This window comes from Brotonthovivens ammoniilytica (assembly GCF_025566885.1).
GTDB classification, from domain to species: domain Bacteria; phylum Bacillota; class Clostridia; order Lachnospirales; family Lachnospiraceae; genus Brotonthovivens; species Brotonthovivens ammoniilytica.
Window position 1 is genome coordinate 136,151 of record NZ_JAOQJQ010000006.1, and the last position, 22,695, is coordinate 158,845.

At 45.3% G+C, this 22,695-nt stretch carries 21 protein-coding genes and 1 riboswitch; of the genes, 2 read left to right on the plus strand and 19 right to left on the minus strand.

Annotated elements, in window-relative coordinates; all coding sequences use genetic code 11:
- Positions 1-12: 12 nt before the first annotated feature.
- From cbiB to OCV88_RS13680, 11 genes are all read right to left on the minus strand, one after another.
- The gene (cbiB, locus tag OCV88_RS13630) at positions 13-993 is read right to left on the minus strand and encodes an adenosylcobinamide-phosphate synthase CbiB (protein ID WP_158425985.1); all 981 of its coding nucleotides are present in this window, start codon (positions 991-993) and stop codon (positions 13-15) included.
- Positions 990-2,363, minus strand: a complete 1,374-nt coding sequence (locus tag OCV88_RS13635; RefSeq protein ID WP_158425986.1) for a cobyrinate a,c-diamide synthase — start codon at positions 2,361-2,363, stop codon at positions 990-992. The genes cbiB and OCV88_RS13635 overlap by 4 nt, the downstream gene beginning before the upstream one ends.
- Before the next feature lie 10 nt (positions 2,364-2,373).
- The gene (gene cobK, locus OCV88_RS13640; RefSeq protein ID WP_158425987.1) at positions 2,374-4,392 is read right to left on the minus strand and encodes a precorrin-6A reductase; all 2,019 of its coding nucleotides are present in this window, start codon (positions 4,390-4,392) and stop codon (positions 2,374-2,376) included.
- On the minus strand, positions 4,385-5,116 hold the full coding sequence (gene cobJ, locus OCV88_RS13645; RefSeq protein WP_158425988.1) for a precorrin-3B C(17)-methyltransferase: 732 nt from the start codon (positions 5,114-5,116) through the stop codon (positions 4,385-4,387). The genes cobK and cobJ overlap by 8 nt, the downstream gene beginning before the upstream one ends.
- On the minus strand, positions 5,109-6,206 hold the full coding sequence (locus tag OCV88_RS13650; RefSeq protein ID WP_158425989.1) for a cobalt-precorrin 5A hydrolase: 1,098 nt from the start codon (positions 6,204-6,206) through the stop codon (positions 5,109-5,111). The genes cobJ and OCV88_RS13650 overlap by 8 nt, the downstream gene beginning before the upstream one ends.
- A gap of 45 nt (positions 6,207-6,251) precedes the next feature.
- Positions 6,252-7,010: a precorrin-4 C(11)-methyltransferase gene (gene cobM, locus OCV88_RS13655; protein WP_158425990.1), complete on the minus strand. Its 759-nt coding sequence runs from the start codon at positions 7,008-7,010 to the stop codon at positions 6,252-6,254.
- Positions 7,007-7,693, minus strand: coding sequence for a precorrin-2 C(20)-methyltransferase (gene cobI / locus OCV88_RS13660; protein ID WP_158425991.1), 687 nt, complete (start codon positions 7,691-7,693; stop codon positions 7,007-7,009). Before cobI ends, cobM begins: the two co-directional genes overlap by 4 nt.
- Positions 7,690-8,862, minus strand: a complete 1,173-nt coding sequence (gene cbiD / locus OCV88_RS13665) for a cobalt-precorrin-5B (C(1))-methyltransferase CbiD (RefSeq protein WP_158425992.1) — start codon at positions 8,860-8,862, stop codon at positions 7,690-7,692. The genes cobI and cbiD overlap by 4 nt, the downstream gene beginning before the upstream one ends.
- Before the next feature lie 92 nt (positions 8,863-8,954).
- A riboswitch (adenosylcobalamin-variant (AdoCbl-variant) riboswitch) is annotated at positions 8,955-9,026 on the minus strand.
- A gap of 112 nt (positions 9,027-9,138) precedes the next feature.
- Positions 9,139-10,197 (minus strand): NAD(P)H-dependent flavin oxidoreductase, encoded by a 1,059-nt coding sequence (locus tag OCV88_RS13670; RefSeq protein ID WP_158425993.1) that lies wholly within the window; start codon positions 10,195-10,197, stop codon positions 9,139-9,141.
- A 114-nt stretch (positions 10,198-10,311) separates the two neighbouring features.
- A complete protein-coding gene (locus OCV88_RS13675; RefSeq protein ID WP_158425994.1) occupies positions 10,312-11,169 on the minus strand; it encodes a tocopherol cyclase family protein in 858 nt (285 codons plus the stop codon).
- Positions 11,162-12,595 (minus strand): FAD-dependent oxidoreductase, encoded by a 1,434-nt coding sequence (locus OCV88_RS13680; RefSeq protein ID WP_158425995.1) that lies wholly within the window; start codon positions 12,593-12,595, stop codon positions 11,162-11,164. Before OCV88_RS13680 ends, OCV88_RS13675 begins: the two co-directional genes overlap by 8 nt.
- 110 nt (positions 12,596-12,705) lie before the next feature.
- Between OCV88_RS13680 and OCV88_RS13685 the strand changes: the two genes are divergently transcribed.
- Complete coding sequence (locus tag OCV88_RS13685; protein WP_158425996.1) at positions 12,706-14,712, plus strand: thioredoxin domain-containing protein; 2,007 nt, start codon at positions 12,706-12,708, stop codon at positions 14,710-14,712.
- A gap of 144 nt (positions 14,713-14,856) precedes the next feature.
- Here the strand turns inward: OCV88_RS13685 and OCV88_RS13690 are convergent, their stop codons facing one another.
- A complete protein-coding gene (locus OCV88_RS13690) occupies positions 14,857-16,248 on the minus strand; it encodes a glutamate synthase-related protein (protein ID WP_158425997.1) in 1,392 nt (463 codons plus the stop codon).
- Positions 16,249-16,343: 95 nt separating this feature from the next.
- On the minus strand, positions 16,344-16,949 hold the full coding sequence (locus OCV88_RS13695; protein ID WP_158425998.1) for a sugar O-acetyltransferase: 606 nt from the start codon (positions 16,947-16,949) through the stop codon (positions 16,344-16,346).
- A 195-nt stretch (positions 16,950-17,144) separates the two neighbouring features.
- Here OCV88_RS13695 and OCV88_RS13700 point away from each other — a divergent pair, with 195 nt between their 5' ends.
- Entirely contained in the window at positions 17,145-18,050 is a 906-nt protein-coding gene (locus OCV88_RS13700) for a LysR family transcriptional regulator (RefSeq protein ID WP_158425999.1), read from the plus strand.
- Here the strand turns inward: OCV88_RS13700 and OCV88_RS13705 are convergent.
- From OCV88_RS13705 to OCV88_RS13730, 6 genes are all read right to left on the minus strand, one after another.
- Entirely contained in the window at positions 18,033-18,506 is a 474-nt protein-coding gene (locus OCV88_RS13705; protein WP_158426000.1) for a GNAT family N-acetyltransferase, read from the minus strand. The two genes, OCV88_RS13700 and OCV88_RS13705, sit on opposite strands and share 18 nt — an antisense overlap.
- Positions 18,478-19,374: a DMT family transporter gene (locus tag OCV88_RS13710; protein ID WP_158426001.1), complete on the minus strand. Its 897-nt coding sequence runs from the start codon at positions 19,372-19,374 to the stop codon at positions 18,478-18,480. Before OCV88_RS13710 ends, OCV88_RS13705 begins: the two co-directional genes overlap by 29 nt.
- 815 nt (positions 19,375-20,189) lie before the next feature.
- Positions 20,190-21,044 (minus strand): N-acetylmuramoyl-L-alanine amidase, encoded by an 855-nt coding sequence (locus OCV88_RS13715; RefSeq protein ID WP_158426002.1) that lies wholly within the window; start codon positions 21,042-21,044, stop codon positions 20,190-20,192.
- A 511-nt stretch (positions 21,045-21,555) separates the two neighbouring features.
- Positions 21,556-21,876: a phage holin gene (locus OCV88_RS13720; RefSeq protein ID WP_158426003.1), complete on the minus strand. Its 321-nt coding sequence runs from the start codon at positions 21,874-21,876 to the stop codon at positions 21,556-21,558.
- Positions 21,877-21,889: 13 nt separating this feature from the next.
- Positions 21,890-22,183, minus strand: a complete 294-nt coding sequence (locus tag OCV88_RS13725) for a hypothetical protein (RefSeq protein WP_158426004.1) — start codon at positions 22,181-22,183, stop codon at positions 21,890-21,892.
- A gap of 79 nt (positions 22,184-22,262) precedes the next feature.
- Positions 22,263-22,682, minus strand: coding sequence for a hypothetical protein (locus OCV88_RS13730; protein WP_158426005.1), 420 nt, complete (start codon positions 22,680-22,682; stop codon positions 22,263-22,265).
- Positions 22,683-22,695: the final 13 nt, after the last annotated feature.

The window sequence follows — 22,695 nt, forward strand, 5'->3', positions numbered from 1 at the left end:
CCTCCTGATACTTTATGTAAACTTAATAAATATCCCCAGCACCAACAGACGAACAGCCGCAAACACTGCCGCACTTAAAATTGCCGTTCCGTACATCAGCTTATGGGACCGCCGGATATCCTCTGCTTCCACCGGACGGATATCGTCCCCGATGAAGGGCTTTTTATGCAGCGTTCCAAAGTACCAGGCATCTCCTGCCAGCTGAATATTCAAAGCACCAGCCATCACGGATTCCGTCTGAGCAGAATTGGGGCTTTTATGATTTCTTCTGTCTCTTTTATAAATTCTGGCAGCCCCCCGCCCATCAAATCCGGTTAAATAGGCTGATATAATCATCAACCCAGCTGCCAGCCGGGCCGGAATATAGTTGGCTGCATCATCCATTCTGGCGGCAAAGGTGCCAAAGTAGCGATACGTATCATTTTTATAGCCAATCATGGAATCCAGAGTATTTATGGCTTTATAGGCGAACCCAAACACCGCTCCGCCTATCATCATATAAAACAGTGGTGCGATAATTCCGTCCGCCGTATTTTCTGCCACAGTTTCCACCGCAGCTTTAGAAACTCCTGCTCTGTCAAGATTTTGAGTATCCCTTCCTACAATCATGGCAACTGCCCTCTGGGAAGATTGAAGGGTTCCCCTCTCCAGCTCTGTGTACACTTTCCCGCTCTCTGTTTTTAAAGACTTTGTGGCTAACAGCTGCCAGCAGAAAATAGTTTCCACTGCGAATCCCGCCCAAAAAGACAGCCGGTAAAGCAATATTAAAATCACTGCCGGAACTGCCGCAGAACATATTACCACACAAATGGCAAGCAGGATTCCCGCCGCCCGCTCTCCGGCTTTTGTGCCGGGAAAGATTTTCCGGAGCAGCTTCTCTCCCGCTGCGATGCCGTTTCCAATAATACAGACCGGATGGTAAATAAATCTTGGATCCCCCAGCAGCAAATCTATGAAAAAGCCTAATAAAACGGCTAATGTCATCCAAATCATAAGTTATTCCTTTTTTTAAATTTATCGCAGGCCAATACAAACGCCTCCGCAGTTTTAGAATTTCCGTAAAAATAAAGATGTGGAAATCCCGCCAGCAGATTCTCCGTACTGTGTATGCATTCCCATTTCCGGCTGCTCTGGGGTTTTCTGGCAGTAAACGCCTGCCCGCAGCCGTCAGAATCAAAGTAGTGGAATTCATGCGCCGGCACAGGTCCTGTCTCTTTTCCAAATACCGTACCGCCTTCCAGCGTAATATATCCAAAACGGCCAAGTTTTTTTGTCCGGTATGCCCTTGCGGGTATTACCCCTGCCATAGGCCAGGACCTTTCCTCCATATCTTCCATCTGTTCCTGCAGGTACATAAATCCGCCGCATTCCGCCATACAGGGCATTCCCTGTAAAACAGCTTCCCGGACAGAATCCCGCATAGTTTGATTTTTGCTGAGCTTTTCCGCATACAATTCCGGGTATCCTCCGTGAAACATCAGACCGTGAATATTTTCCGGAATTTTTTTATCATGCAGCGGTGAAAACCATACCAGTTCAGCTCCCATTTTTTCCAGCAGTTCCAGATTATCCTTGTAGAAAAAGCAGAATGCCTCATCTTTAGCCACTCCAATCCGGACATACCTGCATAACTTTTCTGCACGTTTTACAAACTCAGGTTTTTCTGTATACAGCTTTGGCGCCTCCCCGGCAATCTCTGAAAGTACCTCCCACTCAATAGATGTATCCAGCACATCCGCCAGACGGTACAGCTGATCTCTAAGTCCGGTAATCTCGCCAGGAAGCACAAGCCCCAGATGTCTGCTCTCTAGAACACAGTCAGAAAGCTCCGGCACGTATCCTGCCACCTTCACAGGAAGCTGTGATTCGATCAGCTCTTTCATTCTTGGATACAGCATCGGAGACATACGGTTTAAAATCACGCCCCTGATATGACTATTTTTCTTATATTCCAGAAATCCTTTGATATAGGGCACTAATGATACGCTCATTCCTTTACTGTTGACAATCAGAACTGCCGGCGTATCCGTGGCATCCGCCACCTCCCAGGCACTAGCCCTTACAGTGGTCCCTGCTACACCGTCATAATATCCCATAACACCTTCTAACACTGCCAGATCACACTCTTTACTGTTTTGCTCCAACAGCCAGCACACGACACTTTTGTCTGCAAAAAACGTATCCAGATTTCTGCTTTTTGTTCCCAGAACACGGCTGTGGAACATGGGATCTATATAATCCGGCCCGCACTTAAAAGACGCAATGGATACGCCCTTGCGTTTCAGAGCCTGCATAATCCCGCAGGTCAGCAGCGTCTTTCCACTTCCGCTGGCTCCTGCTGTCAGCAAAAAACGTCCCTTCATCTAATTCTCCTTATTTCTCAAACGCTCCTGCATCCCCGGCTGCTGAAACAATCGTCACCGGGTTTAAGCCCATCATCAGATGGTAACTGCCTGCCTTTTTTGACCGGGCCGCACTCAAAGATGTAATCTCCACATCCTGAAAGGGCAGCTCCTTGATACAGGAAAGCATTTCTCCCACTGTCTCCAGAGTAATCGCATTCATCACAATCCGGACAGAGGGATTTTTCTTTAACAACAGCTCTAAAATCTCCCTGAGATTTCCGGATGAACCGCCAATAAATGCATGTGTTGGAGGTTCCAGATCTATAAGAGCTTCCGGCGCTGTTCCTTCAATAACTTCGAGATTATCTGTCCGAAATTTCCGCTTATTCTGGCGGATCAGTTCCACCCCTTCCGGATTCTTTTCAATGGCGTATACTTTTCCACAAACCGCCTGCATCGCCATCTCCACGGCAACAGAACCTGTTCCTGCTCCCACATCATATACAACGGAACGGGCGGTAAGGCGCAGTCTTGAAAGAGAAACACTCCGGACCTCTTCTTTGGTCATGGGAACACTGCCCCGCAAAAACTCATCATCTGAAATTCCATGAGTTACTACATGCTCTCTTTCTTTCTGCGCTTCTAACAGCATCACGCACAGGCCGTCTGTGTGGATATCCGCAAGCTCCCTTGCCGAACCCCGGATAATCTTTTCATTTTCATAAGAAAGATTTTCTCCCACCGATACCTGTGTGTCTCCCATTCCATACTCTGTGAGTTTTCTGCAGATCTGGCCGCAGATTTTTTCACTTCCTGCCAGTGCAAAAATGCGGGGATGCTCTTTTAATAAGCCAATGATATTACAGCTTCTTCCATGAAGACTTACCGGCAGAATATCTTCCCAGGTTGTTTTCAGCCTTCCGGCAAAATAAATCATAGAAGAAATCCCGCAGATTACTTCCGTATCCCCGTCAATCAGCTGAAGAAGCTTTTTGGCCCCGCTGTAAAATCCGGTATCTCCTGAGAGCAGTACAGCTACACGCTGATATGACGGATGCTTTACAATATAATCCCGTATCTCTTCCGGTTTATAGGAAACAAATTTGTCCTGTCCCTCTGTTCCAAATCCATCCAGCATTCTTGCGGCACCGATCAGCAATTCCGCACTGCTGACTGCATCTTTCGCTTCTTTTGTCATAGTCGCCTCTGCGCCCATTCCAATGCCCACCAGCGTTACTTTTGTCCCCTTCGCATCCGGCTGTTCCTTTACAGCCAGGCCGAATTTTTCTCCCAGAATGTGCAGACACTCAGACAAAGAGATTCCTTCTGTCTGTGGGGGCCTTCCGATTACAACCAGACCACAGCCGCACTCTTCCGCTGCTTTTACCTTTTCTGCAAATCCGCCGCTGCTTCCGGATTCTTTTGTTACCATCCATCGTGCCTTAATCTGATGCAGCATCGCCTTGTTTAAATCTTTTGAAAATGGCCCCTGCATACAGATCAGATGCTGCCCCTCAAATCCCAGGGCTGCACATTCGGCTGCCACTGCTGGAAGAGACAAAACTCTGGCAAAAATGCGCTCTTTATATCCCGGCAGACCGGTAAATAAATGCAGCTCTTTGCTGCCGGTAGTCACCAGTACATTTCCCTGCGTCCCCCCAAGGAATTCAACGGCTGATGCTGTATCCTTCACAAAAACCGTCTGGTTTTCTGCCCCCAGACCGGATACATCCGCGCTGTCCCTGAGTACTCTAAGATATTGTTTCCCGGATTGTTCACATGCTTTTCTGATATTGTCCGTCACAGCCTGAGCATAAGGGTGAGTGGCATCTATTACAATACCGTCTTTGGAAAGCTGCTCCATCTGTACCGCCATCTCCTCCGATGTCAGACGCTCTGCGGACACATGGCAGCAGGGACCTTTGGGAAGCAGACTGCCGCCGTATTCTGTTGCCGCAAATACCCGGCACATAATTCCGGCCTCATTCAAATACTCCGCTGCCATCCGCCCTTCCCTGGTGCCTGCAAAAATAAATACCTTATACATTCCGATATCCTCTTGGGGTTACCATTTTGCCCTCCAGCTCCCTTGTCTGGGAATTACCGATAAATACTGTGGTAAACATATCAACCGCTGTGTCCCTCAGTTCTTCCAAAGACATAACCCGGCAGCTTTCCCCGTCTCTTCCAATATTGGAGACGATACCGCAGACTGTCTTGCCGCTTTTATAAGTCAGCATAAGATCACAGGCTTTTTTTAAATAGTCCGCTCTTTTTTTACTGGATGGATTATACAGTACAATGGAAAAATCCCCTTTCGCTGCCATCAGAAGCCTCTGTTCAATTTTCTCCCATGGTGTTAAAAGATCACTGAGGCTGATCAGGCAGAAATCATGGATTAACGGTGCTCCTAAAACTGCGGCACCGCCGGTTGCGGCGGTGACCCCCGGAATAATTTCGAGCTCAACTTCTGGATAGCGAACCCCGATTTCATACATCAGTCCGGCCATTCCATAGACTCCGGCATCACCGCTGCAGATCATTGATACCGTTTTCCCTTTTTGTGCCTCCTCAAAAGCCATAACACATCGGTCTGCTTCTTTTGTCATAGGCGTTGTCAAAAACTCTTTTTCCAAAAAATGTTCCCGGACCAGATCTACATATACCGTATATCCGATAATTACATCACTCTGTTCTAATGCATGGATGGCACGAAGTGTCATCTGCTCATATTCTCCGGGTCCGATTCCTATTACATATAATTTATTCAAAGCTTATCCTCCAGTCTCTGACGGCACAGGCAGCTGTGACGCCGCATTTTCCCTGTTTTTTCATAATTAATCTTCCATTGCCCGCTCCCAGCACCGCGCTGCGCTCACAGACATTATCCACTCCGGTAACAGATTCTACAAAAGGAGAGGACTGAAAATCCCCCGATACGCCTTTTAATTCATCAGCGCTGTAACACCAAAAGGGAATCTGCTGCCTGCAGGTAAACTCTGCCAGCCCCGGCTCTTCTTTTTTCAGATCAATGGAAACCGCTGCACAAACAGACTCTTTAAATATCCCCCAGGTATTTAACCACTCTTCAATCATCTCTTCGATGGCGTAAAGAGTGGTACCTTTCCTGCAGCCGATCCCAAGAATCGTCTGCTTTGGTACCAGGTACAGCGTGGCATCCGGCAGTTCTCTGCGCTTTTGAACACCCAGGTGAATCCACAAAGATTCTTTTTTTGCGTATTCAGCAGCTGCCTGTTCGTCCCATTTTAAATAATTCAGACCCCGGGGAAATTTTATCCCTTCCAAATGCCGCTGTGCTTCTTCGTCTGCTGTCACAAAAATGTCTTCGTCTCTCAGCAGTCTGGCCGATACCTCTTTCGCCAGGCTCATATCCGAGATCCAAAGATGATTCTGTTTTGCGAACACATCTACTGCAAACCGCTCTTTTACATCCGTTGCAGTTGTAATTACCGGAACAGCTCCCAGATTTTTTGCCAGCTCCCAAGCTGCCTCATTGGCTCCTCCCAGATGTCCGGATAATAAAGAGATTACAAACTGTTTTCCTTCGTCCACTACCAGCACCGCCGGATCATACCGCTTGCTTTTTACAAATGGAGCAATGGCCCGCACCGCAATTCCGCAGGCTCCTGTAAACACAATCAGCTCCGAGGTTTCAAAAGCCTGCTCTGTCCAATCTGCCAGCGTACCATTTAAAATCTGCACAGAGGCATCTTCACAGTCTGTCATATAACGGCTCTTCACAGAAAGAACAGCTTCATATCCCTTCTCTTCTAAGCTGTTTACCACATCTTTTGCTACGGCCAGCCCTCCTGGCGTAAAACAAATTACAGAAGCTTTCACAGGCTTATCCCTCCTTTATATGACATCCGGCCTTCCCCGGCCGATTTACTCAGATGCTTCCCGAAACTCTGTGGTAAATCCGGGATCATACAGTTTTGAACGGTCATAACGGGTATGGGCCACCACATCACCGATAATCATCAGCGCAGTCTTTGTAATATTGTGCTCCGCCGCTGTTTTTGCCAGTGTATCCACGGTACACACAAAGGTTTTCTCATCCTCCCAGGTTGCTTTATAAACAATGGCTGCTGGCGTATCCGGCTGATATCCGCCTTCTATCAGACGTCTGCTTAGCTCCTCCAGCATACCGGTACTTAAAAATACAACCATAGTAGCCTGATGAGCGGCAAAGCTCTCAATACTTTCCTTCGCCGGTACAGGGGTTCTTCCGGCCATTCTTGTAATGATAACACTCTGAGATACGTCAGGCAGCGTATACTCCAGATTCAGAGCCGATGCCGCTCCGCAAAAAGAGCTCACCCCCGGACAGTAATCGTATGCAATCTGTTTTTCATCCAGTACATCCATCTGTTCCCGGATAGCTCCGTAAAGACTTGGATCCCCGGTGTGAAGGCGAACTGTCATCTTCTGATTCTGTTCCGCAGTTATCATTACCTCCAGCACTTCTTCCAGCGTCATTTTCGCGCTGTTATAAATTTCTGCTCCCGGCTTTGCGTACTCAAGCAGCTGCGGATTTACTAATGAACCTGCATAGATAATAATATCTGCTTCCTCCAGATATTTTTTTCCTCTGACTGTAATCAGGTCCGGCGCCCCGGAACCTGCTCCCACAAAATGTATCATGATTTCTCCTTTACAATAATCAATGAATAATAGCCTGCATCCTCTGGAATCGCATCCGCACCGTAATAAACCTTTTCTCCCGGCATCCCGCAGTTTTCAATCATCACCACTTGTGCATCCTGCTGCTGCAGCACTTTTTTTACCTGCTCTATCTTTTTTCCGGCTTTCATCAAAACCTTAGTTCCCGGAAGTTTAAGGGCCTCCTCTATCTGATAAGAAGCCGGTATCACATGAAGCTGCTGCGCTTTTTCCACAAGGCCGATATTTAACCGGGCCGCAGCCGCGCAAAAGGATGTAATCCCGCTGATAATTTCTGTTTCATATCCTGCCGCCTGCACCTTTTTATGGATATACAGATAGGTAGAATATACCGACGGGTCCCCAAGAGTTAAAAACACCACCTGTTTTCCTTCATCCAAAAACGCTCTGACAGCATTTGCTCCCCTCTCATGATTTTCCTCCAGCTTTACCGGATCCTTTGTCATGGGCATACTTACCGGCAGCAGCACTTTACCGGCCAGCTCCGGATAAATCTGCTCTACAATCTGATATGCCACGGAATCTTTTGGTTCCTCTCCCGGAACAGCTACTACATCACTGTCTCTGACCGCCTCAAGGGCTTTGATGGTCAGCAGCTTTGGGTCCCCTGGTCCTACACCGATTCCTGTTAATTTTCCTCTCATTTTCTGTGTTCCTTTCGCTGTTGTTCTATACACTGTAATAACTCCAGCACATTTTTTGTATCTGCAAGCCGTCCCTCCACATTGGAGAAAATAATGGCTGCGGTCTTTATATCTCCTCTGGTTCTGTGGTCCATATAAAATTGAATCTTTTCCGCCGTGATTTCCATTGTCTCTTTTAGACACCCGGCTGCCTTTAAGATCTGCACAGCTTCTTCTGTGGTAACCGAATCCAGAATATTCTGTATCACTTTCCCTTGGGCCCCTGCCCGGAAAGCCTGGGCTGCCAGCAGCTCTGCCCGGCAGTCTGCATTTCGGGAATGTGTATTCATAATACCGCCGGATACTTTTACAAATTTCCCAATATGGGCGATAAATAAAATTCCCTGTATTCCCAGCTCCGCCGCCATATCCAGCGTTTCTCCCAGATAATTGCTGCACTTCATGGAAAAAGTCAGATCAATATCCATCTCCTGCTGTGAAAACACCTGTCCGTAATTTCCCGGTGTGATGACAAGATACTGAGCACCTGCCTCTGCCAGCATCTTCATCTCCAGCCGGATACTGGCAATGAGAGCATCCTCGCTCATAGGAACTACAATCCCGCTTGTCCCCAGAATGGAAATCCCTCCGGTAATGCCAAGCCTCGGATTAAACGTCCGTTTCGCAATCTGTTCTCCCTCTGGCACAGAAATTATAATATTCAACCCCTTTTGATAATTATATTCCCGGCAGATCTGCCGGACTTCATTTAAAATCATCTTTCCCGGCACCGGATTGATAGCCGCTTCCCCGATTTTTTGCGAAAGCCCCGCCTTTGTTACTCTGCCAACTCCAATCCCGCCGTCTAACGAAATACCTTCCGATTCTTCCGTCAGTGAGACCTGTGCATAAATAAGGATTCCATCCGTAACATCCGGATCATCCCCGCCATCTTTTCTTACTGCGCAGCTGACTCTCCCGGGCCTTTGCTGAATATCCTCAATCAATAGTCTCAGCAAAATTCCCTTGGGGGTCTGTATCGCCGCCTCTTCCACTGTCTCCCCGGAAAGCAGCATCTTTGCCGCCGCCTTGGCAGCAGCTGCTGCACAGGTACCGGTAGTATACCCATACCGGAGTTTTTTTCCGTCTTTTAAAATGAAATACTCTTCAATTCCGGTCTTATGCTTCATATATAAATCCCCCAAAAAAAACCGCTGTCTTCCGACAACGGTTTTCTTTTCCCGATTATATGACACTTCGGTTGCCGCAAAATGTCAACAAAATGTAACACGGTATCTGACTTTTACAGTAACGGACTTGTATGGGAATTTCACCCATTTCCCTGCTTTTACACTCTGTTTTTCATTATAATTTAATTGCAATTTGGTGTCAACGAAGCTGGTTTCTTATTACAAAAAAGCCAAAAAAAGTACCAAAAATGCAAAATATTGGCGCAGCCGCCTAATTTATTGTGTCAGTTCTTCCATAACCTGCTTTACTGTTGTAATCTTGGCTGCCTGAAAGGCATCTGCCCCGCAGAAAATCAAGCCTTCCTCCAGCTCCCCTTTCACGGCATGAATCAGCGCTTCTGTAATACAGTAAGGCGCTTTTGCCGGATTACAGGCTCCCATACAGCGATAGCATCTCTGTACGGGGCGAAGCCCTTTTTTAACCTGGTCCAGAAAATGATTGAAAATTGCACGTCCCGGCATCCCTACCGGGCTTTTAATAATACAGATATCCTCTTTCTGACAGTTTATGTATGCTTCTTTATATAACGGATGTGCATCGCACTCCTTAGTAGTCACAAATTTTGTAGCTGCCTGAATGGCATCTGCCCCAAGCTCCAGATGATGCTTTAAATCAGAAGCAGTATTCACGCCTCCCCCCACAATCACCGGGATATATATCTGATTAGCCTCTCCAAGCTCTCTTATATACTGTATAATTCTGCACTCTTCTGCTTCAAATTCTTCATCGCTGATATCCTCAAGCTGCTCCGGCAGAAATCCCAGATGGCCTCCTGCTTTAGGCCCCTCGATCACCACTGCATCCGGCAGCCTCTGGTAACGCTTCTGCCACATCTTTATCAATACCTGGGCTGATCTTAAAGAAGATACTACAGGGATAATCGCCACATCAAAATCCTTCACATATTCCGGAAGCTTTACCGGCAGTCCCGCTCCCGAAACAATAAAGTCCACGCCGCATTCCGCTGCCTTTCTAACCTGTGCTTCATACTCCTTTGTAACAGTCATAATATTAATGCCGATTACTCCTGTGGGAGCAATTTTTCTTGCAGTCTGAATCTCTTTTTCAATAGCTCTTAAGTTCGCAGCTTCCGCATTTGTATAAAAATCCGGTTCCCGAAATCCTATCTGGGCAGCTGATATGGTCCCCGCACCACCTTCTTTTGCCACATTCCCTGCAAGGGTTCCAAGAGATACTCCAATCCCCATCCCTCCTTGTACTACAGGATATTTTAAAGACTTCTTCCCAATCACTACTTCTTTATATTGACTCATTCACCGTTTCTCCTCATTACGAAAGGCTGCCCTTATGGATGGACAGCCTTTCCAAATCTATAAGTGTTTTTATGAATAGATTATACGAAAGAAGATTTTCTATGTCAATAAATACTATACTTTATCCTGATACTCATATTCAAAAGCCGCCTGATCAGAACCAAAGGCGAAAAGCGTCCTGTCCTCCTCCTGAAACCGGTAAAATGCATGACAGGATGCGCTTTCATGAATCACCCGTGTCATGGCGCCGCCCTTTGGCGCATACAGCGGATGCGACTTTTTCTCCACAAGTCTCGCCGTCAGTGTGTATTTCCCCTGGCGGATTACTATGGTTCCCCAGCCGATTTTCTCCACTTTTGCTCCCAGATACGTTGCCAGCCGATACTCCATTCCCCGCCAGTGAATCACACTGATAATTCCTGTAAATCCAAAAGGCCCCATAGGAATCTTTGCAACAGACAGCATTAGTGAGCCTTCCCGGAAGGTACACTGTGTCCAGGCATATTCTTTTGGAAAAGACCGGCCGCAGTCTCCTTCAATATAACCGCTGCCATTTTCAAACTGATAACTTTTCCCGTTTATTTTAAGCTTTCCATTTACCACATGATTCATACTGCGCACACGGTGTCTGCACTCCATAAAGGGCACCATACAAAAAGGCCCCATAATATCATAGCGAATAGGAGAAAGCTCTCCAAACCGGAGTCTGCCTACAGCATCCAGTTCCTCCGTATGAATATTCAGCCGGATTCCCTTTTCCAGAAAAAGATTATCACCAATTGCCATGGGAAGATCTGTTCTGCTTCCCCGAAGCTCCCGCTCAAAAAAAGGAACATTCCATGCGCCGTCATCTGTTATCAGCTGTATAGAACAGCTTCGCTTTCCATTTGTTATATGAAAGGCCGGTATTACTGCAATGGTATCCTGTCCTGCCTGACACTTAAAATACCATCCGCTGAAATAATTATTCATGTGCAATTCCCTCCTGTGCCGGATTTGATATTAAATTCCCCTGATAGTCAAACCTAGAACCATGACACGGACAATCCCAGCTTTTTTCATCGGGATTCCACTCCAGCTGACATCCCATATGAGGACACCGGATATCCACCGCGTAAACATTTCCTTCTTTGTCTTTGTATACACCGGCCTTTTCTCCGTCCAGCTCTACAATTCCTCCGTGGTCTGCCTCAAGCTCTTTTACAGTCTCATCCGGAATCTGAAAAATCCTTCTTACCAGTCCTTTCACAGCCTGTCCGCCTTCACCGGCCATTTCCGGAATATTTTCCATGGAAAAACGGCCCGGATCAAAAACTTCTGCATAGGGATTCTCCTTTCCAAGTATCAAATCCCTTAAAAGCAGTGCAGATACCATAGAATGTGTCATCCCCCATTTTCCAAACCCGGTGGCTACATACCAGTCCGGTTTCCCTGCCGCATACTGACCGATATAGGGAACATGATCCCCTGTCATACAATCCTGGGCAGACCAGCAGGCCGCCTCCCTGCTTTCAGGAAACCATTCCTTTGCCCTCATCTTCAAAGCATGATACCGGCCGCCCTCTGTATTTTCTCCGGTCCGGTGGTTTTCACCTCCCACAAATAACAGTTGTTTATAATTACGAAAAGAATATGGATGTTCTCCCTGGCCAATGGCCATCCCGTTTATATGGCCCGCCTGTTCAAGCGCAATAACATAAGAACGCTCCTGATGCATTTTTGCAAAATACATTCCAGGAAAATTTATAAATGGAAAGTGGCATGCGAATATAATCTGGTCAGCTCTCACAGAGCCCTCATCCGTTTTAACTACATGATCTTCTACCTCTTTTGCCATGGAGTTTTCATAAATGGTAAGAGACTCTGAAATCTCCTTTATAAATTTCAGAGGATGAAACTGTGCCTGATGTGAAAATCGCACTGCCGCCTGAAATGGCACCGGAAGTTTCAAATCTGTTATCAGCTGAGCTGGAAGCCCCAGATTCTCTGCCGCCAAAGCCTCCTGCTCCATATCTTTCCTGCTTTCAGAATATATATAGGCATCCTGTTCTTCAAAATCACAGCTTATCTTCTGCTCCTCAATGAGACGTTTGTACTCAGCAACAGCCTCTTCATTTGCCTGCCCGTATAATCTGGCCCGTTCCTCTCCCAGACTGTCTGTCAGTTCCCGGTAAATCATGCCGTGCAAAGATGTAATTTTCGCAGTTGTGTTTCTGGTCTGTCCGCTGGCAATACGGGCTGCTTCCAGTACAACAACCTTTTTCCCTGCTTTTTGAAGATAATAAGCCGTAAGAATCCCGGCCATCCCCGCGCCAATTACCGCTATTTCTGTTTGTATATCTCTCTTTAATGACTCCCTCTTACTGATACTGCAAGTCTTAGACCATACTGATTCCATTGTTTTCCTCCATCAACTTTTTTTACATATTCTGCCCGTAATCTGTGTTAATATCCCGGCAAACAGGAATAATATACACATCAGCCATTAAAACAGAGAGGAATTTTCACATGCCGAATCATTTAAAAACTGAAACATCGCCTTATCTGCAACAGCATGCAGACAATCCTGTTCACTGGTTTCCCTGGTGTGAGGAAGCATTTGATAAGGCCAGAGCAGAAGATAAGCCTATTTTTCTAAGTATCGGATATTCTACCTGCCACTGGTGCCACGTTATGGCCCGGGAATCTTTTGAGGATTCCGAGACAGCAGAGCTCTTAAACCGGTACTTTATCTCCATAAAAGTTGACCGTGAAGAGCGGCCGGATATTGACGCCGTCTACATGGCCGCCTGCCAGGCTTTTACCGGCTCCGGCGGATGGCCTCTGACTATTTTTATGACGCCGGACCAGAAACCTTTTTATGCCGGCACCTATTTTCCGAAATTTTCCCGCTATGGAAATGCCGGTCTTTTAGAACTGCTTCCCCATATTGCAAAAATGTGGGAAAAACAGCGCGGCAGGCTTCTTGCAGCCGGTGAACATATGACCTTGCTGCTGCAGGAAACTGCATACTCAAACGGAACCCTTCCCGATGAATATCTGATTTTAAAGGGCGTTTCCATGTTAAAGAGTACCTTTGATCCCCAATGGGGAGGATTTGGCAGGGCCCCGAAATTCCCCGCACCCCATAATCTTATGTTTTTGATGCATTATGCCGTGCTTACAGGAGATGATGATGCCATGCACTGTGCCGTCCATACCCTGGAAAATATGTTTCAGGGCGGAATTTTTGATCATATTGGAGGTGGATTTTCCCGGTATTCTACTGACGATACCTGGCTGATTCCTCACTTTGAAAAAATGCTTTATGACAATGCCCTTCTGATAGATGCATATACCACTGCCTATCATCAAACCGGCAGAGCCTTCTGCCTGCACGTAATTCAAAAAACTGCCGATTATATTTTCAGAGAACTGACAGACCCAAAGGGTGGATTTTACTGTGGACAGGATGCTGACAGCGGCGGAACCGAAGGAAGCTACTACCTCCTTACTCCCGGGGAAATTATTCAGTATCTGGGTACAACATCCGGCCGCCGCTTCTGTGAATGGTTTCACATTACGGAATCCGGCAACTTTGAGGGAAAAAATATTCCAAACCTCATTGGACGGAAAAATTTCCTGAACAAAGAGATGGAACCGCTCTGCAAAGAAATCTATTCTTATCGTCTGGCCCGGCATTGTCTGCATAAGGATGATAAAATCCTTACCTCCTGGAACGCAATGATGATTTCCGCCCTGGCAAAAGCCGGATTCTACTGCGCAAATCCAAAGTATCTGCAGGCGGCAAAAAAAGCCCAGCGTTTTCTTGAACAGCAGTTGTGCAAACCAGACGGCAGGCTGTACATCTGTTACAGAACCCCTCACGAAGGGCTGCTAGACGATTATGCTTTTTATGCCAAAGCACTGCTGGAGCTTTATTTCTATACTTTTGAATTTGAATATCTAAAAAAAGCGGAGCACACTGCCCGGCGGATGATGGAATTGTTCTGGGATAAAAATGACGGCGGCTTTTATCTTTACGCCAATGATTCAAAACCTCTGATTGTCCGGCCCAAAGAAACTTATGACGGAGCAGTCCCTTCCGGAAACTCTGCTGCCGCTCATGTACTTGCCTTACTTGCGGCTGTTACCGGTGAAGAATCCTGGAGCTCAGCCAGAGATAAACAGTTCGTTTTTCTGGCATCTTCCATGGCTGATGCCCCCGCAGCATACTGTTCTTCTCTGGATGCCATGTGTCATGTTTTATATCCTTCCGCAGAATTAATCTGCGTATCTTCAGAACCCAGCATGCCAGATGAGGCAATGGAATTTTTAAGAATGTACACAGGAACTAATCTTACCGTACTATTTAAATCTCCTGAGAATGAAGCGCCCCTGGCCAGGCTTGCACCATTTACTGCAAATTACCCGCTTCCTCCAAAAGGAACCCGTTACTATCTGTGCCAAAATAATACCTGCAGCGCGCCTGCCGAAAATATCGCTGAACTGTTTTCTAAGAATACTACAGATTAAAATACCGGCATCAAAATCCATCACTAAACACGAACGTTAATTATCCTGTTCCAGAGTCTTCCCTAAAAAACTGCCCAATCATTCTCAATTAATAAGAGAGCCTTTCTCCAAATTTGAAGAAAGACTCTCTTGTAAGCACTCACATTATGCGTGAGGTATATTTGTAAATTCGGATATTTCTCTGCTGACAGTACAAAGATCATCCACGGATATATCATGGAGATTCTCATGCCCGGTTATTCTGGCAAAGGTTTTCAGCTCTGAAAGCATTACATTCAAATAATTACCTACCCGTTTCGCTGCAGCTTCCGTTTTAAATCTGGATCGCAGTTCCGAATCCTGAGTCGCTATTCCCACAGGACATTTTCCTGTCCCGCAGATCCGATACTGCTGACAGGCTGCTGCCATCAACGCGGCAGAGGCAACCGCAACTGCATCGGCACCCATTGCCAGCGCCTTTGCCACATCGGAAGATACGCGAAAACCTCCTGTTATAATCAAGGATATATCTGAATGTATGGAATCCAGATATTTTCTCGCCCGGTAAAGCGCAAAAACAGTTGGAACACTTGCAGCATCCCGAACCAGTTTGGGACTTGCCCCTGTAGCGCCTCCTCTTCCATCTATCGTGATAAAATCAGGCTCTGCATATACACAGTATTCCAGATCCTTTTCAATCCTGCCCGCTGCAATTTTTATTCCTATGGGACGCCCTTCTGAAGCAAACCGAAGCTGTTCTACCAGCTCTTTTAAATCCTCTTTACTGTCAACTCCCGGAAATCTTGACGGACTAATAACGTCCTGGCCCAGAGGTTTATTACGGATTTTTGCTATTTCAGGGGTAACTTTATCCCCGGGCAGGTGTCCTCCCATCCCCGGCTTTGTTCCCTGTCCGATTTTAATCTCAATGGCATCGGCATTTCGCAGATTCTCCGGCGTCACGCTATAACGGTTCGGTACATATTCAAAAATATACTTATCCGCAGCCTCCATCTCTTCCGGCAGAATTCCCCCTTCTCCGCTGCACATGGCAGAGCCGGCCATAGCACTGCCCATTGCCAGAGCCGTTTTCGTTTCTTTTGACAATGCTCCAAAAGACATATGAGATATGTATACCGGATTTTCCAGTATCAGCGGCTTTCTTGCATGCTTTCCAACCACAGTATAAGTATTTACCGGCGCATGTTCAGAAAGGGGCATAGGATTTAACTGGGCTCCCAGCACCAAAATATCGTCCCAGTCCGGCATCGGCATCTGTGTCCCCATGGCCTCTATGATGGTACTGCCGCTGACCGCCATCTGATGAATCTCTTTCATATAGCGCACGGAATCATCCCGTCTTACATAAGCTTCCGGATAATCCAATGATGTAACCGTACGGGCTTCTCCTATGACAGGCTCCCCTTTCTCTTCCATTTTCTCAAATACTTTTCGCTCCTGGTGACAGACAGGGCACTGCTTAAGTTCCTCAATCCCCTTCTGCTCTTTTTCTTCATCAAAAATGTAACCGCATACACTGCATTTGTATTTTGCCATAATCATCCTCTCCTGCTTTTACCAGTCCCAAAGGACTGCACAAAATCACAATCTGTTATTATGGAAATCTTACCATACAGAAGCATAAAAGTATATTACAAAAACTTTTCTTTTTCTGCCTGTCCAGCTTTCGCTTCCTTAATTGTTTTCACAACCCTGGCCGGAACACCTGCTGCCACTACATTTTCAGGAATATCTTTTGATACCACAGCACCGGCAGCTATTACCGAATGATCTCCTATCGTAACCCCTGGCAGCACTGTTACATTTGCTCCAATCCATACATTTCTTCCTATGTGAATAGGTGCAGGATACAAAGCCGCCCGCCTGTCAGGTGAAAAGTCATGATTCAATGTTGCAAGTACTACATTATGGCCGATAAAGGCTCCGTCGTCAATTCGGATTCCCCCCTGATCCTGAAACCTGCATCCGGAATTTATAAAAACATGTTTTCCTACCTCTATATTTTTTCCGCAGTCTGTATAAAATGGCGGAAACATGCCAAAAGAATCATCTACTTTCTTACCTGTAAGCCTTGAAAATAATTCCCGTATTTCCTCCGGTGTATGGTATGAAGTATTTAATTCCATGGTAATGCGCATAGCCTCCTGACTGACAGCGTTCATATATGCATACATCTCTGAACCGGGCTGCACCGTTAATCCCTTATTTAAGTTATCCAAATATTCCTTTAAATCCATCTGATTCCCTCTCTGCCTTATTTTATATTCATTAGTTAATATTCATTAATTATAAACTTTATTATAGAGGTTCTGTTTTTTTAGAACAAATAGATAGATTTCATATTATTTTATAGTTTACAAGAATGGTAATTTACAGATAGAATAATAGAAACTGATAAACGATTTCATTTTATTCATACAGGAGGAATTTTATTGGAACTTAGAGTATTACGTTATTTTCTGACTGTTGCCCGCGAGGAAAGCATTACTGCCGCCGCAAAAGCTCTTCATATTACACAGCCAACCCTTTCCAAACAGCTGATGGAACTAGAAGATACACTTGGAAAACAGCTTTTTATCCGGGGCAGCCGGAAAATTTCGCTTACAGAGGAAGGAATGTTTCTGCGCAAACGGGCGCAGGAAATTATAGACCTTGCAGATAAAACAGAAGCGGACTTTAAAAAGTCTGACGAAATTATCAGCGGTAATATTTATATCGGCGGCGGAGAAACGGATGCCATGCGCATAATCGCCCGGGCTGCAAATAACATGCAGAGGGAATACCCAAATGTCCGATATCATCTGTTCAGCGGCAACGCAGAGGATGTAACCGAACGTCTGGACAAAGGACTGCTGGATTTTGGCGTCCTTATTGAACCTGCCAGCATTCAAAAGTACGATTATCTAAAGCTCCCCGCCGCCGATACCTGGGGGCTTCTTATGCCAAAGGACTGCCCTCTGGCTTCCCGCCCCAGCATCCGTCCTGAGGATCTGACAGATCTTCCCCTGCTTTGCTCCCGTCAGACATTGGTACGAAACGAATTATCCGGATGGCTGGGACAGGATTTTGGCAGGCTGAATATTGTCGCAACTTATAATCTTATTTACAATGCCTCTCTAATGGTGGAGGAGGGCCTTGGATATGCGCTCTGCCTTGACAAGCTTTTAAATACCGCAGGGAATAGTAAATTAGCCTTCCGTCCATTTGAACCGGTTTTAAAATCCGGGTTAAATATTGTCTGGCAGAAGCATCAGGTTTTTTCAAAGGCTTCAGCCCTGTTCCTGAAAATGCTTCAGACTGAAATCTCAGAAATACAAAAATCAAATCCTTTTATCTGATTTTTCCATAAAATAGTTCGTCAGCAGGATTCCCTTACGCTGTACAGTTTGTTTTTTCACCACCCGATATCCTCTGGCCTCAAAGAACGGCTTTGCCGTAACCGATGCATGAACAGTCAGCAGCCCTTTAGGGCTGCTCTGCTTTGGATAACATTCCAGCTGCCGGCATATAGCTCCTCCAACGCCCCTCTGCTGATAATCCCTGTGGACAAACAATCTGTTCAGATAACCGTCATTGAGGATATCTCCAAATCCTATGATCTGTCCATCCTCTACTGCTACAATACTGTAATGTTCCTGCAATGACCTGTGCCAGCTTTCTTTATCTTCGTTTCCAGAAGCCCACACATCCAGCTGTTCTCTCGTATAATCCTGTGCATTTACGATATGTACTGTATCATAAAACAGCCTTAAAATCTCTTCTAGATCATTTCTCTGATATTCTCTGAGATGCATATAAATATTTCTCCTTACCTCTAAAAAATACTTCTCCAAACACCGCACCGCCAAGTATCAGTAATGCCCCAAGAATCTGCCGTCCAGACATCTGCTCTTTTAAAATCAAAACAGATAAAATCACCGCGGACAGCGGTTCTAGATATCCAAGAACCGCTACTGTCTGCACAGGAAGACTGCCAATAGATGAAAAATAGAACCAGCACCCAATCCCTGTATTTATAATTCCAAGAACCAAAACCGGCACCCAGTCGTTGGTTTCCATCCGCAAAGCAGTCCCCTGTTTCATACCCGTAAATACTGCTACTGTCAGAAAAGCCGACGCCAGCTGAATCAATGAATTTTCAAGACCGGTAACAGATACTGCCTTTTTATTACATATCACCATAACAGCATACATAAGAGCGGACATTCCACCGCAGATCAATCCCCAGCTGCTGCCTTTGTTTTGAATCATACTTCCATTTACTAAAAATATCCCCAGTAAAACGCAGCAAAACCCAGTCAGCTTGGGCCAGGTCAATGCTTCCCTAAACACCAGCGGCGAACAAATCATAACAATCACAGGACCACAGTAGTAGACCAGTGACGCCATACTGACGCCAATCTGCTGATACGCTTCATATAAAAACATCCAGCTGGCCCCCATAGCTGCACCTGACAGCAATAGAAATAAACAATGCTTTTTATTTTGAAAGAAACTGAATCTGTATTTTGCCAGCAAAAACATTCCCAGCAGAAAAGCAGTACCTGTCAATGTTCTTACAAATACAATCTCATAACTGCCAAGACTGATCTGTTCTGCCACCAGACCATTAGAACCAAACAGCAGCAATGCCGCTATATACTTTGTGTATGCTTTTTTCATCCTTTTTTACTTCTTTCTATATCGAGAATCCGAATTTAAAAATTTTTAAAGTCCCTGTAAAATCAAATTCAGTGTATCACAGAACTTTTTATTTCAAAAGCAGATTTATATCATATCAGCCATAAAAAATCGAGCAGATATGTTCCTGCCACTTTTTTATTAAATTAAAAGTCAACAATACTGCCCTTAATGATAAGTGATCTATTTTTAATATCACTTTTCCTGACATCCAAATATCCTTCACAGCTCTTTCACAAACCAGTCATATTCCCGTCACAAAATATACCTATAATAACCTTTGTAAAATCTTTTTCATAACTTCCTTTTAAAGTCCGGCGGTCCTTCTGCCGGGCTTTTATTTTTAATCCGGATATTTTGCTTCTCCCGGTCTTCCTATTTTTCACAAACTCTTCACAGTACTTCCATAAACCGGTCACAGTTTTTCGCTATGATTTTAACTGTAAACAAAATAAAATCTTTTTCATGTTTTCCCCCGAAAGCCTGGCGGCCTTATCCGCCAGGCTTTCATATGATGTCAGCATGGCTCGTATTTTGGAATAACATCCTGTGGATGTATTATATGTATACTTATCATTACTATTTTTTCAGCAAAAATCAGGGATTGAAGGATTCCTGTTGCTCAGGAAATTCTTATGATTTTTTATAATACGGTTGAATGTTTTATACACGGTTGACAACAGGTTGACACTGTCAACCATAGGACTTGAAGATGATACAATATTTCAGGACCGGAGAAATCCGGTCCTATTTACAATTCAAAAAAACTCCAATAATTGTACACATTCCTGGGCTATTTACTTCAAATATGCTTTCGAACAGTAGCCTGTTTTATTCCCATACTGCACATACAGCCAGGTCGTGCTGCCGTTATTTGTGTAATAGCCATAGCAGTTCACGCTCTTTCCCTTTGGGATGGTTGTAATAATCTCTTTATTTTCTCCGGCTCCTGATCTTAAATTCAGCTTGGCAGTTGTTGTATATTTCCGGCCGTAAGATTTATTGTAGCTCTTGGCCGCTTCCGGCTTGCCGGCTGCTGCCGGCTTTGACCCAGATGGTTTCGATTCTGCTGGTTTCGTCTCTGCTGAGCCGGCACTGACCGTCTTACCGGTAATGCCTGTTACAACAGCCTGGGCAATTCTTTTATATCCCACCTCTTTGTACAGGTTATAATCGTCCTTATCATCCACAAAGCAGATCTCAAGCAAAAGCGCCGGTGCTTTAGTATGATTTAAAATATATAGTCCGGATGTTTTCTTGGTCCCCCGGTCTGTAAATCCAAGGGCTTTCATTTCTTTTCGAATCCGGCTGGCCAGATCTTCCTTACCCTTTCCGGTATCAGTCAGCCAGACTTCAAATCCGCCTATTTTTTTGTCACCCTTTTTATCTTTTCTTCCGGAATTTAAGTGGATGGAAAAATCAAAGTCAACGGTATGTGCATTACACTTCTTTGCAATCTTGGATAATACATTGGCCTGGCTGCTGCCGCTGTCCACCGTACAATCATATACGGTATTCCCGGCTGCCTTTAACAGGCGGATGATCTCCTTTGCAATTAACCGGTTCTCCTTTGATTCATTCAGTAAGCTTACTGCTCCACAGTATTTTTTCCCTGATGCCGCGTGACCGGCATGTACATTATATTTTGCCATAATTATCCTTTCCGCTGCGTTTTCGCAGTAAAAATAAGAATCCTGCCACGGCAGGATTCTCCGCCTGCGGCGGGTTGCGTAAACAACATGATTCCACTCCGCCGCAGTGCGATCATCAGCGGAGCGTTTTTTGCTCTATAGGAATCGGTACTTTTCAGCTTTATCACAACACGGTATTTCCTATAGAGAAAAAAGAGAGCCTGTCTCCAAGCTCTCTAAAAATAGTTGAAAAATTTTGTTTTGTGCCTTATAATGCAATTAGAAAGAACAACCGCCAAAGTGGTTGACCAATAAGAAATTTTGAAATTCCACCCAGTCCGCCAAGACTTTGAGGGTGGTTTTTCTATGCACTAATGACTAATCAAATGAATGAAGGTCAGCAGCGATAAGATGAACATGGCAAACGCCATTAGATCTTTAAAATCAAAATTGTTCATCAGTACCACCTCCCATCTATGTAAAATGGAAGGCCAACACACCCTGTCACGATTGTTCTGTTTTTATCTTAATATCATTTCTCCGGCTTATCAACCGATTCTATTTCATCCTCCGTCAGATCTTCTACCTCTTTAAATTCGTCAGCTTTTGGACAGCTATATGTAAGGGCCTGCGCACTGTCGGATACCCCTTTTGTGGTGGGGTCCGCTACAATACCAAGCACGGCCAGCAGTACAAAGGCAGCATTTACCACTGCCAGAAGCTTTTCCTGCAGATCTGTAATGTCAAGCGTCAAGCCAAATAGTGCCAAAATGACCTGTGCCAGTACCAGCACGGCCGGGATGAGTGCTGCCCAAAATGTTTTGTTTTTTACTCTTACTTTCCAGTTAATCATATGTTTCCTCCTACTAATCTTTAATTGGCAGCTGCCTGATTTCATCCAGCATGTGGGTGACCATGCCATTCCCCCCAAGTGCATGATACGCCCCATACATCTCCAAAAAGTTTTCCAGACCATGCCGGGTTACATATCCCCGGTCTGTCCACTTATCATGATAATCTATCAGCTGCACACGAAGCAGGAGCATGGTTCCCTTGCTATTAGCATCACGGTCCTGCTTCTGTCTTTTTAACAGCCAGACAATATATCCAAGTAAAATCGGCAGAACGATTACGTATGTCTGGGTTATTATTTCTTTCATGCAATTCCTCCCTGGGCAGAGCTACTGCCGCCTGCCTCTCTGTAAGCGGCTTGTTTACTTGTAGATTTGCCCATTGTGATTATTTCTCTATCTGATCACCATAATTGGCCATCCATTCCAGTGCAGCCTCCTGCAGCGGTGTTAAAATGGCATACCGTTCCACCTGTTCGCACCGCTCCAGTTCCTCCGCCTGAAATTTCATAATCTGTACTTCCACTTCCATCTCATTCAGTTCCTTTGCTTCTTCTAAGAAGGACTTTTCATCTGCAACAGTCTGAAAGGTATATTTTTCTTTATCCAGAACAAAATTCCCATTCTCATCTTTTGCGGCATACCGATCTGCAATATCCGCACGCTGCTCTTCGGCTAATTTCAATTCTTTTTCCAGTCTAATAAGATTTCTGGCTATAGCAACAGAAACCTTTCTTGGCAGAGTCAGTTTTCCAATTTCCATTAAGATATTGTGCTTTACTGTGATTTCATTGTAGGTTAATTTCATTTGATTTCTCCTT